This is a genomic window from Photobacterium japonica (assembly GCF_050337005.1).
GTDB lineage: Bacteria > Pseudomonadota > Gammaproteobacteria > Enterobacterales > Vibrionaceae > Photobacterium > Photobacterium japonica.
This window is the reverse complement of the sequence record NZ_JAKJSN010000081.1, coordinates 1-14309: the sequence shown is the minus strand read 5'-3', so window position 1 is coordinate 14309 and position 14309 is coordinate 1. Positions and strand designations below refer to the sequence as shown.

At 46.6% G+C, this 14309-nt stretch carries 16 protein-coding genes and 1 pseudogene; 4 read left to right on the top strand and 13 right to left on the bottom strand.

What is annotated here, in order from left to right; all coding sequences use genetic code 11:
• The 4 genes and pseudogenes from L4C36_RS21955 to L4C36_RS21940 all read right to left on the bottom strand — a co-directional run.
• The coding region (locus L4C36_RS21955) for a hypothetical protein (RefSeq protein ID WP_428479917.1) at positions 1–224 on the bottom strand (224 nt) is incomplete at its 3' end.
• A complete protein-coding gene (locus L4C36_RS21950; RefSeq protein WP_428479916.1) occupies positions 221–1081 on the bottom strand; it encodes a hypothetical protein in 861 nt (286 codons plus the stop codon). The genes L4C36_RS21950 and L4C36_RS21955, both read right to left, overlap by 4 nt.
• Before the next feature lie 131 nt (positions 1082–1212).
• Positions 1213–1463, bottom strand: a pseudogene (locus tag L4C36_RS21945) (transposase); the annotation flags it as partial.
• 198 nt (positions 1464–1661) lie between these two features.
• Entirely contained in the window at positions 1662–2024 is a 363-nt protein-coding gene (locus L4C36_RS21940) for a hypothetical protein (RefSeq protein WP_428479915.1), read from the bottom strand.
• A gap of 276 nt (positions 2025–2300) precedes the next feature.
• Here L4C36_RS21940 and L4C36_RS21935 point away from each other — a divergent pair, with 276 nt between their 5' ends.
• Entirely contained in the window at positions 2301–3041 is a 741-nt protein-coding gene (locus L4C36_RS21935) for a carbon-nitrogen hydrolase family protein (protein WP_428479914.1), read from the top strand.
• A 99-nt stretch (positions 3042–3140) separates the two neighbouring features.
• The gene (locus L4C36_RS21930) at positions 3141–4325 is read left to right on the top strand and encodes a cation:proton antiporter domain-containing protein (protein ID WP_428479913.1); all 1185 of its coding nucleotides are present in this window, start codon (positions 3141–3143) and stop codon (positions 4323–4325) included.
• On the opposite strand, the gene L4C36_RS21925 is transcribed toward L4C36_RS21930, so the two are convergent.
• The 5 genes from L4C36_RS21925 to L4C36_RS21905 form a co-directional block, all read right to left on the bottom strand.
• Positions 4322–4969 carry a hypothetical protein gene (locus tag L4C36_RS21925; RefSeq protein WP_428479912.1) on the bottom strand — a complete coding sequence of 216 codons (648 nt, stop codon included), beginning with the start codon at positions 4967–4969 and terminating at the stop codon, positions 4322–4324. The two genes, L4C36_RS21930 and L4C36_RS21925, sit on opposite strands and share 4 nt — an antisense overlap.
• A gap of 159 nt (positions 4970–5128) precedes the next feature.
• Positions 5129–5509 (bottom strand): hypothetical protein, encoded by a 381-nt coding sequence (locus L4C36_RS21920; protein ID WP_428479911.1) that lies wholly within the window; start codon positions 5507–5509, stop codon positions 5129–5131.
• The gene (locus L4C36_RS21915) at positions 5502–5990 is read right to left on the bottom strand and encodes a hypothetical protein (protein WP_428479910.1); all 489 of its coding nucleotides are present in this window, start codon (positions 5988–5990) and stop codon (positions 5502–5504) included. Before L4C36_RS21915 ends, L4C36_RS21920 begins: the two co-directional genes overlap by 8 nt.
• A 296-nt stretch (positions 5991–6286) precedes the next feature.
• Positions 6287–7510, bottom strand: a complete 1224-nt coding sequence (locus L4C36_RS21910) for an HlyD family secretion protein (protein WP_428479909.1) — start codon at positions 7508–7510, stop codon at positions 6287–6289.
• A complete protein-coding gene (locus L4C36_RS21905) occupies positions 7503–7889 on the bottom strand; it encodes an MFS transporter (RefSeq protein ID WP_428479908.1) in 387 nt (128 codons plus the stop codon). The genes L4C36_RS21910 and L4C36_RS21905 overlap by 8 nt, the downstream gene beginning before the upstream one ends.
• A gap of 176 nt (positions 7890–8065) precedes the next feature.
• On the opposite strand from L4C36_RS21905, the gene L4C36_RS21900 reads away from it, so the two are divergent.
• Entirely contained in the window at positions 8066–9118 is a 1053-nt protein-coding gene (locus L4C36_RS21900; protein ID WP_428479907.1) for a helix-turn-helix domain-containing protein, read from the top strand.
• A gap of 188 nt (positions 9119–9306) precedes the next feature.
• Here L4C36_RS21900 and L4C36_RS21895 read toward each other — a convergent pair whose 3' ends face one another.
• The 3 genes from L4C36_RS21895 to L4C36_RS21885 form a co-directional block, all read right to left on the bottom strand.
• The gene (locus tag L4C36_RS21895) at positions 9307–9816 is read right to left on the bottom strand and encodes a porin family protein (protein ID WP_428479906.1); all 510 of its coding nucleotides are present in this window, start codon (positions 9814–9816) and stop codon (positions 9307–9309) included.
• A gap of 379 nt (positions 9817–10195) precedes the next feature.
• Positions 10196–10768 (bottom strand): porin family protein, encoded by a 573-nt coding sequence (locus tag L4C36_RS21890; protein ID WP_428479905.1) that lies wholly within the window; start codon positions 10766–10768, stop codon positions 10196–10198.
• Between the two features lie 167 nt (positions 10769–10935).
• On the bottom strand, positions 10936–11835 hold the full coding sequence (locus L4C36_RS21885) for an AraC family transcriptional regulator (protein WP_428479904.1): 900 nt from the start codon (positions 11833–11835) through the stop codon (positions 10936–10938).
• A gap of 261 nt (positions 11836–12096) precedes the next feature.
• On the opposite strand from L4C36_RS21885, the gene L4C36_RS21880 reads away from it, so the two are divergent.
• Positions 12097–13248 carry an iron-containing alcohol dehydrogenase gene (locus tag L4C36_RS21880; protein WP_428479903.1) on the top strand — a complete coding sequence of 384 codons (1152 nt, stop codon included), beginning with the start codon at positions 12097–12099 and terminating at the stop codon, positions 13246–13248.
• Positions 13249–13363: 115 nt separating this feature from the next.
• Here the strand turns inward: L4C36_RS21880 and L4C36_RS21875 are convergent, their stop codons facing one another.
• Positions 13364–14086, bottom strand: a complete 723-nt coding sequence (locus L4C36_RS21875) for a murein L,D-transpeptidase catalytic domain family protein (protein WP_428479902.1) — start codon at positions 14084–14086, stop codon at positions 13364–13366.
• Positions 14087–14309: the final 223 nt, after the last annotated feature.

The following is a 14309-nucleotide window of genomic DNA, read 5'->3' as shown; positions in this document are numbered from 1 at the left end:
TCATTATACAGTTGGTAATGAAAATTATTGATTATTTTCTCACGTTGTTCAATGCTAAGGCTGTTTATTTTTTTTAGAGATGTACCTTCATTTTCCAAAAATGAAAATAGTCGAGAGGATGTTTGAATTGCCACACCACCTTCGATACTCTCAGAAAGAAGTTTTGTTGCTGTAGTTTTTCCAGATCCTTCTAATCCAACTACGAAGTAAAGCTTATTATTCATTTGTTATTATTCTCTTTTAAATACTTTACAGATTTAGATGCTATTCTTTCTAAACTTCCTGAACTTTGTACTGCGACTTTTATACTGGATTCTCTATTGATGGTAGCGCATGAATAACATGCATCTTTTGGCTTATCATCTGATAGATAGCTAATAACTTGCTCTAACGTAGTGCTATTATCAATGAGCAATCCTTGATCATCCCATCCTTTTTTAGCTATTCGAGAACAACTAAAAATACGACTTCGTTCCAAACTGACATCAAACTTTCTGTAAAAACATGTTTGCCAGTGTCGTTCAGTTTCTTCTTTACTGTTATAAACTTCTGAAAGAAGATCATCCCAAGCATCTTTTCGTCTAAAATCGACATTACCCTTAAAGCCATGCCCATGAAGAAATTCACGCCATGCTAATTCAAAGCTATCTTTCTTGATATAATCACTAATAACAATGCTATCTAAAATATTAAGTAAATCTTGGGATATGCCTTTCGGGTATAAGCCATTAGTAACTAATTCAAGTTCTTTTGTTATGTTAAGTGACTTTATTTTTTTAGCCGTAGAATATAACTCCTTGGATAGGGTTGCTTCACCACCAGCAATAACAATTTTATTTATTTTCATTCCACATCGTTTTAGATTAACCAATGCAGATATATGCTCACCCACACCTAATTGACTATAAGGGGTTAATTGGTTAGGGACATTAAAGCCACAACCAATGCAATTTAGGTTGCATTGAGAGTTAATAGACAGTTCTAATTCTCGAATTACGCCTTCGGTAAAGACATTTGCTATTTTTTTTGCTCTTGAAGGGGAGTTGTTTGCCAAGCTATTTGTTTGTTTATCTTGTTTCAATCTGTTTCCTTACAATCTATTGACATGTCATGACAAGCAATTATATATGAACCAAATTGGATATAAACAGGTAATCCCTAATTTTACTTAACTTCATACCCACATCAACTACAGGATGCGAACATACTTTTCTATAACCCAAAGAATGCTCTCGCTCGAGAATCATCTCACCAAGCAACCTTTTCAATTTAATATTCTGACTTGAAGCCCAACAATCGCACTGTTTTAGCATATTCATGACAAAATGCCTTAATAAGGCCAGATTTTTAACTACTCCATCCAAAGTAATACGTGACGTACCTTCCTTAAAAACCACGTTAAGTGCATAGTGCTAACTATTTTCAATACGCCAATGCTGGCGGATGTAATGCCCGAGAACTTTTCTATCAAAGGCAATGATTGGCTTACCTTGCTACTCTCGCTGATCATTGATCCACAAAGCTAGGCAGTGTTCCTTAATCACATTTTTACTTAAAAATGACTAAATTTGAATTGTGGGATACGGCCTGAGCATGACCCACCAAACACAAAAAAGGCGCTGTTCGTAAGAACAGCGCCTTCAATCAATCTGCTATTGCGATTACTCGCCGCAGTCTGTGCAGCTTTGTAGGGCGATTTCGTGTTCAAACACAAGGTTGCCCGCTAGCTCTGCAATTTCGTCTGCAACAGCTTGCTCGTCGTCTGCTTCTACTTCGTTGTTCGCCAGCTCTTCTTCAGAGTAGCCGTAGTAGTTCAGTAGCAAGTATTCACGCACATCGTCTTCTGTGCAGGTTACGTTCACAGCAAAATCAGACGCAACGTCACCTTCCGCCATCATCGCTGTCACTTGCACAACGATTTCTTCTTTCATCGCAGCCGTTAACCAGCCAAGATCGGTATCAACTTGCGTTTTTTTACAATCAAAGCAAGGCAGTTTGTGGAAGTAGTATTGAAAAGTTGCCATCGTCATTTTTCCTTCTAGCAATATGACCCCAGATTATGCTGATTTTATGGCTAAATACTAGGAAATGTTACCGTTTGATGGGCGTAAATGCATAGCGCGCCCTTCCCCCACCGTCCCGGCTTTCTCTCACGCCCTTACCGCTGTTACACGCATTACAAAAAGCTTCGAGCAACACGATGCTTTACGGATCATGGGCTTGTCCACCCATGCCTCAATAAAGATACTGAATCGCCATTTATAAAATGCACAATATAAAACGTTGATAGGATTAACTGCGTGAAAATTGGAATCGTCCAAATGCCGATGGCGTGGACTCTGGAAGACAACCTCGCCACCCTGCATCGCTACCTTGCGGCCTATCACCTCACGGTCGATACCCTGATTTTTCCGGAGCTGAGCCTCAGCGGCTTTCATCGTCATGTCCGCACACAGTCCGATCCTGAACGTATCGGGATTGCCTTACGCCACCTGTCACACTGGGCGCAGCATTATCAGGTGAATGTGTGTGTCGGCCTGCCTTATCCCAGCCGCGGACGGGTGTATAACCGCTACCTCTGCATTGACCGTTACGGCGACATCGCTGGCCAATGGGATAAAATCGGCTTAACGGACAGTGAACGCACCTACTTTACCGCCGGTACCGCGCGCCCCATCATCACCCTTGATAATGTCACTATCAGTGCTTTTCTGTGTCGTGAAGCAGACGACGTGGATGACATTGTTGCCTCCCTGCATCATCAATCGGTAGATGTGATGCTTTGGCCCAGTTACATCCTACGCGCCAATGAGGCATCGCAAGATACCGGCTTCTACGCAGGAGCCGCAGCCATGGCCAAAGCCCTCCATTGTGTCGTGATTCAATGCAACTGGCCGTCGGCGTTAAATGACACGGCAATTCAGGGCATGGGAAATAGCGTGGTGATTGGAGCGAACGGCCAGCGGATCGCGCAGTTGCCGCAAGATGCCGTCGCCGTGGGGATAGTGGATACTCAATATGGCACCGTGTCACTGACATAGCGGCGGTTGACGGCTTACCCTTATTCGCATGAACAGGTAATCCCCCCCATTCTGAGCCACACTTAGTGTTCTAGCCTTGACGGACGTAGTACAGCTGCTATGCACAGTGAGTTAGCTCCTTTAATCTTTGAGTTGTGCGCCATCATCATCAGTGCCGCTTTGCTGGGCACGGTGTTTCTTTACGCCCGTCAGCCCATCATCCTGGCCTATATCGCCGCGGGTATGCTGATAGGGCCGCACGGCATCAATTTGGTCACCAGTGCGGAAAACATCACCCAAATCGGCAACCTTGGGGTGATCTTATTGCTGTTTTTGATTGGCCTGAACCTGCAACCCAAAAAGCTGCTCACCTTGTTCCAAGAAAGTGCGCTGATCACCCTCGGCACCTGTGCGGCCTTCTTTGCGTTTAGCACCCTATTCTGTCTTGCCATTGCGTTTTCACTGCGAGATGCCGCTATCATCGGGGCGGCACTGATGTTTTCCAGTACCGTCATTGGCTTGAAGCTCATCCCCACCACCACCTTGCATCACAAACGGTTGGGGGAAATCATCACCAGTATTTTGTTGGTGCAAGATATTCTCGCCATCAGTGTGATCATTTTTCTCAATATGGGCGATGGCATGGGGAACGGCAATGTCATGCTGTTGAGCTTTTTGCTCATGCTGGGGAAATTTGCCTTGGTCTGCCTGTTAGCCTTCATGGGTGTGCGGTACGTTATCTTGCCGCTGTTTCGCCGCTTTGATGTGATCCAAGAATACAGTTTCGTGACGACGCTGGCGTGGTGCTTTCTGTGGGCGGAACTCAGCCACCAAGTGGGATTGTCTTACGAAAGCGGGGCGTTCATTGCGGGGATTTCCATAGCGGTCAGCCAAGTATCACAGGCGATTTCTGTCCACTTAAAGCCGCTGCGCGAGTTCTTTTTGATCTTGTTTTTCTTTGCCATCGGCGCGCGGATGGATATCAGCCAAGCCAACCTGTATAGCTTGCTCGGGGTGCTTTTAGGGTTCTTATTGATCGCGGTGAAATACGGGGGCTTTGCCTTGGCGCTCAAATGGGCGAAAGAGAAACCCACCGTGCGGCACGAGCTCAGTGCGCGACTGAGCCAAGCCAGTGAGTTTTCTTTTCTGGTCACCTATGCGGCCATGCAGGCTGAATTGCTGTCGCAACAGGCCGTGCTGTTTATTCAGATCACCACTATCACGACGTTTATTGTGTCGACCTATTGGGTGGTGAAGCGCTTCCCCACCCCCATTTCCATCGAGAAAAATCTGCGACAAGATTAACGTTGGTGAACAGGAAAGTGCATGGTTACACTGATCATGTCTTCATGTGTCACTGCCGTCACCCACGGGGCGCTGCCCGCGTGCAACCAAGAGATTGTCTCTGTAACCGTCTGCTGTGTCGCGAGGGAAAATGCCGGGCGATCCACAAAATAATAAGTCCGTGCCGTCCGAAAATCCCCGCGATTGGCCAAGGTGAACATACGTTGATCTAGCTGATTACGTGCCGATTCCGTCGTTAGCGTGGGCAGTTGCGCCAACACATCCAGTGAGGCTTCATGCTCTTTTTTACCCACAGACAGCCATGCATAGCTATAACCGTCTTTGCGTAATCCATTGAGCACCGAAGTGTAACTGGCTTGTGTGAGCGGGAATTGCCATTCTAGACGACTGACTTGCTCATCATGAAAATGCACCACCAGCAGATTGGCATTAATACCAAAGCGGGCTTGCTGATCAAGACAGTACGTCAGTGTATCCTGATACAACGCCGAGCAATCAAAGGCATATGGCAGAGAGGCAACGTCTTGTACCGTATCACCCGGTTGAATCGCAGCGTGGTTTATCGCAGCATGGTTTGTCGCCGTCTGGCTCATCGCGCCCGCTAACGGCAGCGCATTAACCGCAGAAAAAGACAGACTAAGCACGAGAGCTGCGAGTGTCGCCCTGCATCCACACTTCACTCCGCCCTCTATGGCTTTGCACACTGGGTGCCCATTTCCCTTTTTCATCTGCTAACTGTTCATACTCTACCTTTCTAAGGCATTGTTTATATCAGTTATCCGCAAATAAAAAAATAGGACTTGTTATATTGCAGGAGAATAAGTAACTGTTTTATTAACACCGTCAATTTCAGCTAAATAACCTTTACTCCAAGCACCATCTTTATGGTATTGAATGATATTTTCTTCGTCTTTATACCCTGCATATTTTGATGCAGAAAACACACTCACACTCCAATTGTCATTCCAACGGCTAGATTCGAAACAATGGTTAACATCATCGGCTGCGCTCACCTTAATCTGAACACTACCATTGGGCACAACAAAGAGTCGCTGGTTATTTTCATCCATACGTACAATCTGAACATCTAACGTTTCAGACACACAATCAGCCATTTCATCCCCTGATATCTGACTGCAACCAACTAAGATCACTCCCCCTAAAGCACCTAAAAACTTATGCATTGAACTGTTCAAAATTCCACCTCCTTGGGTGTGACGCATATACGCCATCTATATTAGAAAATAAAGCTTCCCGTTTTTCAGGTATTACTGCTGGTAAATTACCTTGATACCAAACTACTTTATAACCACTCTCTTCTTGCTTGATCGAATGTATTATTCGAGTGTGCCCTAGTGTCGAACTCCAGCGCGACATAATTAAGTCACCAGATTTAGCCGACGATATTGCAACAGAGACCGTATTATCAATTACATTCAATGCACCAAGCATCCTCATGGCCTTTGACTTGAATTTTACCACATCATCTATATCTGATGAGAAATTCAACCATTTCCAGCCATCTGCATAATACTTAAATTTCACAGGCAAATTATTTTTGTTTGCAAAATCAATCAACATAACAATTGCTAAATCAGCACAATCAATTTTTTTATTATAATTTTCAATATATGATTTTGCGTACTGATAGTACTTGGCTTTCATTTCACTATTCCATTTCATTTTTGTCTCTCATCAATTAAAAATAGTAACCACATTATCCTCTCAATATATGGCAAACAAGAGGTTTACAAAATGTACCGCTGAAAATATATTTTCTTGAAGACAGAACAAAAAAAGCTGCAATTCCAACAATTGAAATTGCAGCACTACGGTCAGCATTAACGTAGTAAAACTTGGAGGTGGTGACACGGTGTCAGTCACCTCCAGAGCGGCAGGGAAATCGGTATCGTGATTATTCTTATGGTGACGCTGTTTAATATCCTGTGTTGATATCTGCCTTACATCGACCAGATGTAGTAGATCTGAGACTTCATTCGAATGATGATGCCGCGAATCACATCCAGGAACTGCAGGAAGCCAATCGGTTTTTCAGCACTGATCCATGCAAGACCTACAGAGCCGACCGGAATGTCATACCCTGCTGATTCCTCTAGTTTCAGGCGCACAAAGTGGTGTTTGTTCATCACGTTCTGCCCCGTGGTTTGGCGAATATTGTCATCACGCCCCAGCAAGTTACCTTGCGACTCACCGGTCGCTTCCACAATGCCTTCCACTTCGGCATTGAAAATCTTGCCCGGGTAGACCGCCGAGGTAAATTCGGCACGTTGACCCACTTTCACATTGCGGATCGCCTGATGATTCACACGCATCAGCACGTATTTTTCGTTGGTGTACATCTGCATACGCGGCACCATGCCAACGTACTGCCCTTCTCGCATGATGAAGTTCGTCACGTAACCGTCAGCAGGGGCATACACCTTGGTGTTATCCATATTCCATTGTGCCTGCGCGACATTTTCACGTTCAGTATCCACATCCACTTCACGGCTCTTCACATTCAGTGCGGATTTTTCTGCATCTAACGCGGCACGATTGGCGGACAACTTGGCTTTTTCCAGCTGCGAGGTCAATGTCACCACCTCGGCATTAGCGAGCGCTACCGCCGTGCGCTGCTGATCCATCTGGCTTTCCGTGATGGTGTGTTTCACCACGCGATTTTGTTCACGGTAACGCTGCAATGTGGTTTGCTTGTACGCTAAATCTTCTTTGGCTGCCGCCACCTGATTCTTAGAAATTTCGATGTCTTTGAGTGCGGTTTGCTGGTTTTCCGCCGCAATACGCACATCTTCTTTGGCAATCGACAATGCGACTTTGGCTGAATGCAGCACTGCGTTCGCTTTGTTCAGCGCAATCTGGTACTGCGCGTCATCCAAGGTGTACACCAATTGCCCTTTCGTCACGGCCTCATTCGGACGTACTAAAATTTCATCCACATGGCCTTTAATTTGGGTTGAACCGGGACGTAATTGAATGTGCGGGGACTGCACCACGGAACCGCCCGACAAATCCATCGGCGCATAGGTGATCAAGCCCACCCACACGAACAGCAGCCAACTGCCGCCACCGATATACGCAAAGGCTTGGGTAAACTTATTCCATGGCATCCCGACCATGCGCAGCAGGTAGATAAACAGTGCCCATACGGCTAAACCCTCAAGCATGCTCCGTCTCCTTTTCTGTCATCGCTGTCGATGAACACGGGGTGGCTGGTGTGGGAGCCGCTTGAATGGGCTCTCCTGCCGTCTTGTCATCGCCTTTCCAGATATCGCGAATACGGCGCAGGGCTTGTTCGCCATCAACAAAGGCGATAAACACCGCCAGCACCCAAACCCAATGCCAAATGAAGCCAATCCAGGTTAAGGCGGTGATTAATCCCAATTGATGATGTTCTTGCGTGTGGGCTTTTTGGATAGGCAATTCATGGATACGCCAAAATCCGTACGCCGCCGCAGCCACTGATCCGATTAAGATCACCGCTGCGACAATATGAAGGGCTGTGTCGACGCCGCTATCGACAAAAGGCATGCTGACGAGGCTCATTGTTCCTCTCCTTAACATTGAATAATTGCATCATGTTATGCGTTGTAGTTATGGGAGAAAGTGTGCATAAAAAAGTGATCGCTGTGATTTTTAGCGCCTCAATAAATCAATAAATACGATAATTTGATACACTGAGACTCAATTCTATTTGTACAACATCTTACACGGTGTACATCATGCCCTTGCCTGATACGCAATTTGATATCGCATTTATTCGCACGCTATTCATTCAACCGATCATCAAAGCCGTGAAAAAGCACTACGGTTTTACCCTGTCGAACGGCTCCGCTCCCCTCGCGCTGTTCGATGGACCCATGACCTTAATGCCGTTTATTGACGTGAATACCTTGCTGGAAGAGATTGAGCTGCAGCTGGATGATCCGGCATATTTAGCGACCATCGCACCGGATCTGACCTTTGAGCATTTTGAAGGGGGGTTAGGCGCATGGTTTCTCGCCACACCGGATTTATCGCTGTCTTTTCGCCGCATCAACTACGGCACATCATGCTTACAATCCGGGGCGACCTTCTACGGCCAGCAATCCGGTAAGCTGATTAAATGGTGTTACAACAACCACTTTGCCCGAGGACGAGGCCGCCTGCATGACAGTTTGCGCATGGCCATTATGTTCACCAATACCCTGCGCTATTTTATGGGGCAAGACTATRTCCCACTGAAAGTAGAGATCAGTGGCCCACCCTGTGGCTATCAGCACGACAGTGACGCCGGGCAATTTGAGGCATTCTTTGGCAGTCATATCACCTGGAATGCACCACAAACGAAAGTCTGGCTGGATATCTCCATTCTCGAACACGCTAACACGCACCCGTTTCAATATAACCGGCCGATGATGCTGTCCAACTTAGAGATGGATGAATTCCTGAACATGCCGCAGCCCCACGACACGGCCAAAGTGTTTTATGAGTTGATTAACTACTCACGCTATTACGGCTACCCACATCTGGATTTTCTGGCCGAACGATTACAACTGTCCCGCCAGCAATTACAACGCCGTCTGCATCATCTTGGCTGGAGTTTTACCTCTATCACCAGTTACGTGTTGTGTAATCAGGCCATCAAATACATGCAGCTAGACATGCCCATTAAAGACATTGCGACTGCACTGGGGTACGCCAATAGCCAAAGTTTCAGCAAAGCGTTTCAGCGCCAACGAGGACAAACACCGGCGCAATACAAAGAGCACTTGCTAGAACGTAGCCGGGGGTAGCAAAACAGGAACGAAGGAAAAAGAAGGTGCGAGTGGCGAGTGGCGAGTGGCGAGTGGCGAGTGGCGAGTGGCGAGTGGCGAGTGGCGAAAATAAAACACCTAAATAAAAAGGGAAAGCCAATGCTTTCCCTTTCTACGTGTTCTTACTGACCGTTCTTAATGACAATGCCGTCCAGACACATCAGCCATTAGAAGTGGTAGTCAACCGACCATACGACTTGCTGAGAGTAGTCAATCTTGGTGCTGTTTTCGCTGTAGTCTTGATCAAGGTAACGGTAGGTCAAATCGGTGCTCCAGCTCTCGTTGATGTCGTACATCGCACCGACCTGGCCGCCCCAGACGAAATCGGTCGCGCTATTGCTGCTGATCTTGCTGTCGGCCACACCAGCAGACACACCCGCGAACAAGTTAATGTTCTGATGCACCGGCACCAAATAATCGTAAGACGCCAAGAACATGTTTTGTGATGACTTATCCATGTAGCTATACGTGCCCATCACACGGTGATGGTCGTTAATAATGGCACCACCACGTACTTGGTACGTCGCGTCTTCGCCATTTTGTTCATGTGCGCCTTTTACGTTATCGGCTTGATAACCAACACCGCCACCCACAAACCAGTCGGTGTCTGCGGCTAACGCCGGTGACGCCGCAAAAACTGAAAGTGCCAATGCTGAAACTACGGTGATCTTTTTCATTGTTTTATTCCTTGTTTCATCACGTCCCCCATGTGGTCAACACAYCGAAGCGGTGAAGAATAGTAAGATTCTGTGTGGTTCGTTATTTACAATACAGGAGTTAGCTGAATGGAAACTTAAAATAGAAAACAATGTTTTTAATCTGAATGACAGCTGAACTACCACGCAGTTATGGTATAAAAAATATCACGCTATTATTTACCTACAATGATAGTAACGATCCCCGTCACTTTATTACTTTGCCAGTCATACACTGCTCGTAATTAACATAAAAGATAAAATATAAGATAAAAAAAGAGAGTATCCTTACTCTCTAAAAACGGACAACGTAGAACCCATGATGAAATGACAATTAAAAAGACATGCTAAAATGTCGAGCCTAGAAACGATAATCCACCGACCACACCACTTGCTGGGTATAATCCACTTCGCTGCCGAATTTATCGTAATCCTGGTCTAAAATGCGGTAGGTGAGGTCTGTCGACCAGTTCTGATCGATCTTATACTGTGCGCCCACTTGGCCACCCCAAACAAAATCGGTCGAATCCACCTCTACCCCACTCGTCCTGTTCTTCAAGGTGTTATCAGCAAAACCGGCAGACACCCCCGCAAAAAGATTAATGTGCTGATGCACAGGAATAAGGTAATCATAAGAAGCAAGGAACATGTTCTGGGTCATCTTTCGCTCACCCAGTAAGCCATTCACATCATCGCTGAAATAGCCGTATGTCCCCATCAATCGGTGCTGGTCATTCAAAACCACACCACCGCGTAATTGGTACGTCATGTCTTCTGCATTTTTCGATGAGTCAGCCACACCGAAATCTTGTTTCACGGCATCGTTCTGATAACCAATACCGCCACCGACAAACCAATCGGTATTATTTGCCAATACAGGCGTCGCAATAAATGAAGTTAAAATAAGAGTCGATAGCGCCGCGTACTTTTTCATAATGTCATCCTCATTATCGTGATGTTATTGATAACCACACTGCCGTGGCAGTTTGATGGAATAAACTTAACATGTTGAAACTGAATGAGACCTGAAAATAGAAAACAGTGTTTTATATGTAAGTATTTATTAATGAAGGTAAAAAAACATATCTCTACCCTTGATATTTATAAATACCCAATTTCTGCCGCTTTGCTCGGAGGTAACCCGAAGTAACGCTTAAATTCACGGCTAAACTGGGTTGGGCTTTCATAGCCAACTTTTATCGCAGCTACGCTGGCAGGCAGCCCTTCTTGAGACATCAAGGTTTTAGCTTTGTTGAGGCGGATCTTTTTGATGTATTGCAAAGGCGGATCGGTCACCACATGTTTAAAGGCACGGTGGAAAGCTGACACACTCATGCCAGCCATGTCAGCCAGTTCGTTGATCGTCAGTTTATCGGCAAAGTTCACCTGCACGTGGTTAATCACTTTCGCCACTCTCGCCAGTGCGCTGTCCTGCTTACAGTATTGCGCCAACACATGACCTTGTTCGCTTTTAAGTAACTGGTAGTAAAACTCGCGCATGCGCTGAGTACCCAACACTTTGGCATCCAATGGATCCAACATACAGGCTAACAAGCGGCAGATCCCTTCCGCAATCGACGGGGTGATCGCCGTGACGGCCACACCACGGTGCGAGTCTTGTGACCAAGGCAGATCGGCCACACCGTGTTGCTCTACCGCATCCACCAGTTCTTGGATAATGGTCAAATCAAAGTCGATATCCAACCCAATCAGCGGGGCTTCTTTTGAGGCAAACGTCTCACAAGCAATGGGGTATGGCGTCGCCACAATTAGGCAATGCGCTTCATCATACCGAAACTGGTATTCGTTTAAATGGCCGATTTTATTGCCCTGCAAAATCACCACCACACCTTGCTGGTACATCTGCGGGGTCATCTTATGGTACTGCTCGATACGAAAGAGCCTTACCCCCGGAAGATCAGTGTCAACAATGCCAGAATGGCCTTGTAAACCATAATATTCACACAGTATTTCCCCATAGGCCTGACGTGATATTGTCATCCACTTTTCCCCTGTTTCACCGTTTTTTGATCAAATCGCCTGTCTATTTGGGACAATACGAAATCATGTGTTCGGATGCAATACTCAGCGAATCCCACATCCTCCACATAATGTTAAATAGAATAATTAAGTAGAAATAGGCAAGCAATAGACAGAATTGAGCATGCCCTTTTTCCGTTTCGTGGCTTACACTGCTTATCAGACATAACAAACGGTGCGACCGACAATGCTGCCGGCACGCCTTTTCACTGGAGATGTTTCATGGACACGTTTACTTACCACAACCCGACACGCATTCATTTCGGCGAAGGTCAAATCGCTGCGATTGCCAATGACATCCCGAAAGAGAAAAAAGTGCTGGTGCTGTACGGCGGCGGCTCGATCAAGAGTAACGGTGTGTACGAACAAGTGGCGCAAGCATTAAACGGCCACAACTGGGGCGAGTTTGCTGGCATTGAACCTAACCCACAGTACGATACGCTGATGAAAGCGGTAGAAATGATTAAAACAGAAGGCTTTGATTACCTGCTAGCGGTCGGGGGCGGCTCTGTGGTTGACGGCACCAAGTTCATTGCGGCAGCGGCAGCTTATGAAGGCGACGATCCTTGGCACATTCTGTCACAGCAGCAGCAGGTCAACAGTGCCGTGCCACTGGCGTGTGTACTGACGCTGCCGGCAACGGGTTCAGAAAGCAACATGGGCGCGGTTGTTTCACGCGGCACCACCAAGTTAGCCTTCATGACACCGTTTGTGCAGCCTCAGTTCGCCGTGTTGGATCCACAAACCACATTGAGCCTGTCACCACGTCAAGTGGCCAACGGGGTTGTGGATGCGTACGTACACGTGATGGAGCAATACCTGACATTCCCGGTGAATGCCAAAGTACAAGATCGCTTTGCCGAAGGCCTGCTACTGAACCTGATTGAAGAAGGCCCGAAAGCACTGGCAACACCCAACGATTTGGACGTACGTGCCAACATCATGTGGACTGCCACTCAGGCACTGAACGGCTTGATCGGTGTGGGTGTCCCACAAGACTGGACCACGCACATGATTGGACACGAACTGACGGGCCACTACGGTATTGATCATGCCCGTACCCTGAGCATTGTGCTACCAGCGGTGATGCAAGCACGTCGTGAAGACAAAGCCGAGAAACTACTGCAATACGGCGCACGTATTTTCGGTATTACAGAAGGCACGGCTGATGAGCGTATCGATGCGGCAATTGCGGCTACGATTGCCTTCTTTAAGCAGATGGAAGTACCAACGGCTCTGAGCGATGTGGAGCTGGGTGATAACGATATCGATGTGATTGTTGCTAGCCTAGAACAAAACGGCATGGCTGCACTGGGCGAGCACGGTAAGATCACACTGGCTGAAAGCCGCCGTATTCTGGAAACCGCGCGTTAATCACCCATCGTTAATCGAAACGAATAGCTTCAGCACCTCGTGATACCCGCGAGGTGCTGTTTTCGTCTTGTTCGATTCCCATTTCCCATCCTCATCTCACCGTCTTACTGGTGGTTCAACGCAGGCTCTGATGATCTCGCTCTGCAGCACGTTGTACGACACTGATCGCGTCACCTTTTCTTTGCTCCCTTTTCTCATCATTTATCGCCTGATTTCGTTCCTCATTGCTGTACGCCGCAAACACAATACTGCCCCCTTTGATCAAATCAATGATGGCCCGATTTTTTTCTGGCGGCAGCGCTGGGCACCCCCAACTCCAACCGATGTATTGACGCTGTGCCAAGAACGCAGGCGACGCGTATTCCGCCCCGTGTATCACGATATGCCGCCGCCGTGCATTATCATTCAGCCCCTTCGATAAGCCATCTAAACGCAACGAATAACCGTATTTTCCCTGATAGGTTTCCGCCGTTTTGTAGATCCCCAGCGATGTCTGCTTCGATTCAGGGCGATTAGAGAAGTGTTCCGCGTAGGTGAGGCCACTCGCCACACCGTGCGCGGTATAGGTGTAGTGGAGCAGCTTTTTATCACGCAGGTTAATCACATAAAAACGACGCTGATGTGACGGTCGACTGTAATCAATGATGACAAGGTTAGGGTTAGCGCCAATGGCCTGATCCATATACGCTTTCACGCCATCACGAAAGAGAGAAAACGACATGACCTGGGTCAGCTGAGCGGCATCAAACACCTCTTGCGCTAATTTATCTGCGTAGTGATCAGGGCTTGCGATAACAGGAAGCGGAACGAACAGAAAATAGAGCCACTTATTTAACATATAAATTTGCTCTCTATAATTATTTTGTTAAATAAATAAGCATAACAGCAAATCACCACTCCGCGAATTCACGTTCAAACAGAAAAACGTGCCAGCACGATACCTGACTTATTCATACTCCGTGTAGTCGACTGGTATAAGAAAAAAGCATCGCAAACCTTTTACTGCAGAAAATGGCATTATCTATATAACTATAATCATATATAAGGAAGACAAAAACATC

Coding starts and splice junctions, on each gene's coding strand:
- L4C36_RS21920 (WP_428479911.1), bottom strand. CDS start 5,509: ATGCATAAGTTTTTAGGTGCTTTAGGGGGAGTGATCTTAGTTGGTTGC.
- L4C36_RS21895 (WP_428479906.1), bottom strand. CDS start 9,816: ATGAAAAAGATCACCGTAGTTTCAGCATTGGCACTTTCAGTTTTTGCG.
- L4C36_RS21930 (WP_428479913.1), top strand. CDS start 3,141: ATGCACAGTGAGTTAGCTCCTTTAATCTTTGAGTTGTGCGCCATCATC.
- L4C36_RS21890 (WP_428479905.1), bottom strand. CDS start 10,768: ATGAAAAAGTACGCGGCGCTATCGACTCTTATTTTAACTTCATTTATT.
- L4C36_RS21905 (WP_428479908.1), bottom strand. CDS start 7,889: ATGAGCCTCGTCAGCATGCCTTTTGTCGATAGCGGCGTCGACACAGCC.
- L4C36_RS21885 (WP_428479904.1), bottom strand. CDS start 11,835: ATGACAATATCACGTCAGGCCTATGGGGAAATACTGTGTGAATATTAT.
- L4C36_RS21875 (WP_428479902.1), bottom strand. CDS start 14,086: ATGTTAAATAAGTGGCTCTATTTTCTGTTCGTTCCGCTTCCTGTTATC.
- L4C36_RS21940 (WP_428479915.1), bottom strand. CDS start 2,024: ATGGCAACTTTTCAATACTACTTCCACAAACTGCCTTGCTTTGATTGT.
- L4C36_RS21880 (WP_428479903.1), top strand. CDS start 12,097: ATGGACACGTTTACTTACCACAACCCGACACGCATTCATTTCGGCGAA.
- L4C36_RS21910 (WP_428479909.1), bottom strand. CDS start 7,510: ATGCTTGAGGGTTTAGCCGTATGGGCACTGTTTATCTACCTGCTGCGC.
- L4C36_RS21915 (WP_428479910.1), bottom strand. CDS start 5,990: ATGAAAGCCAAGTACTATCAGTACGCAAAATCATATATTGAAAATTAT.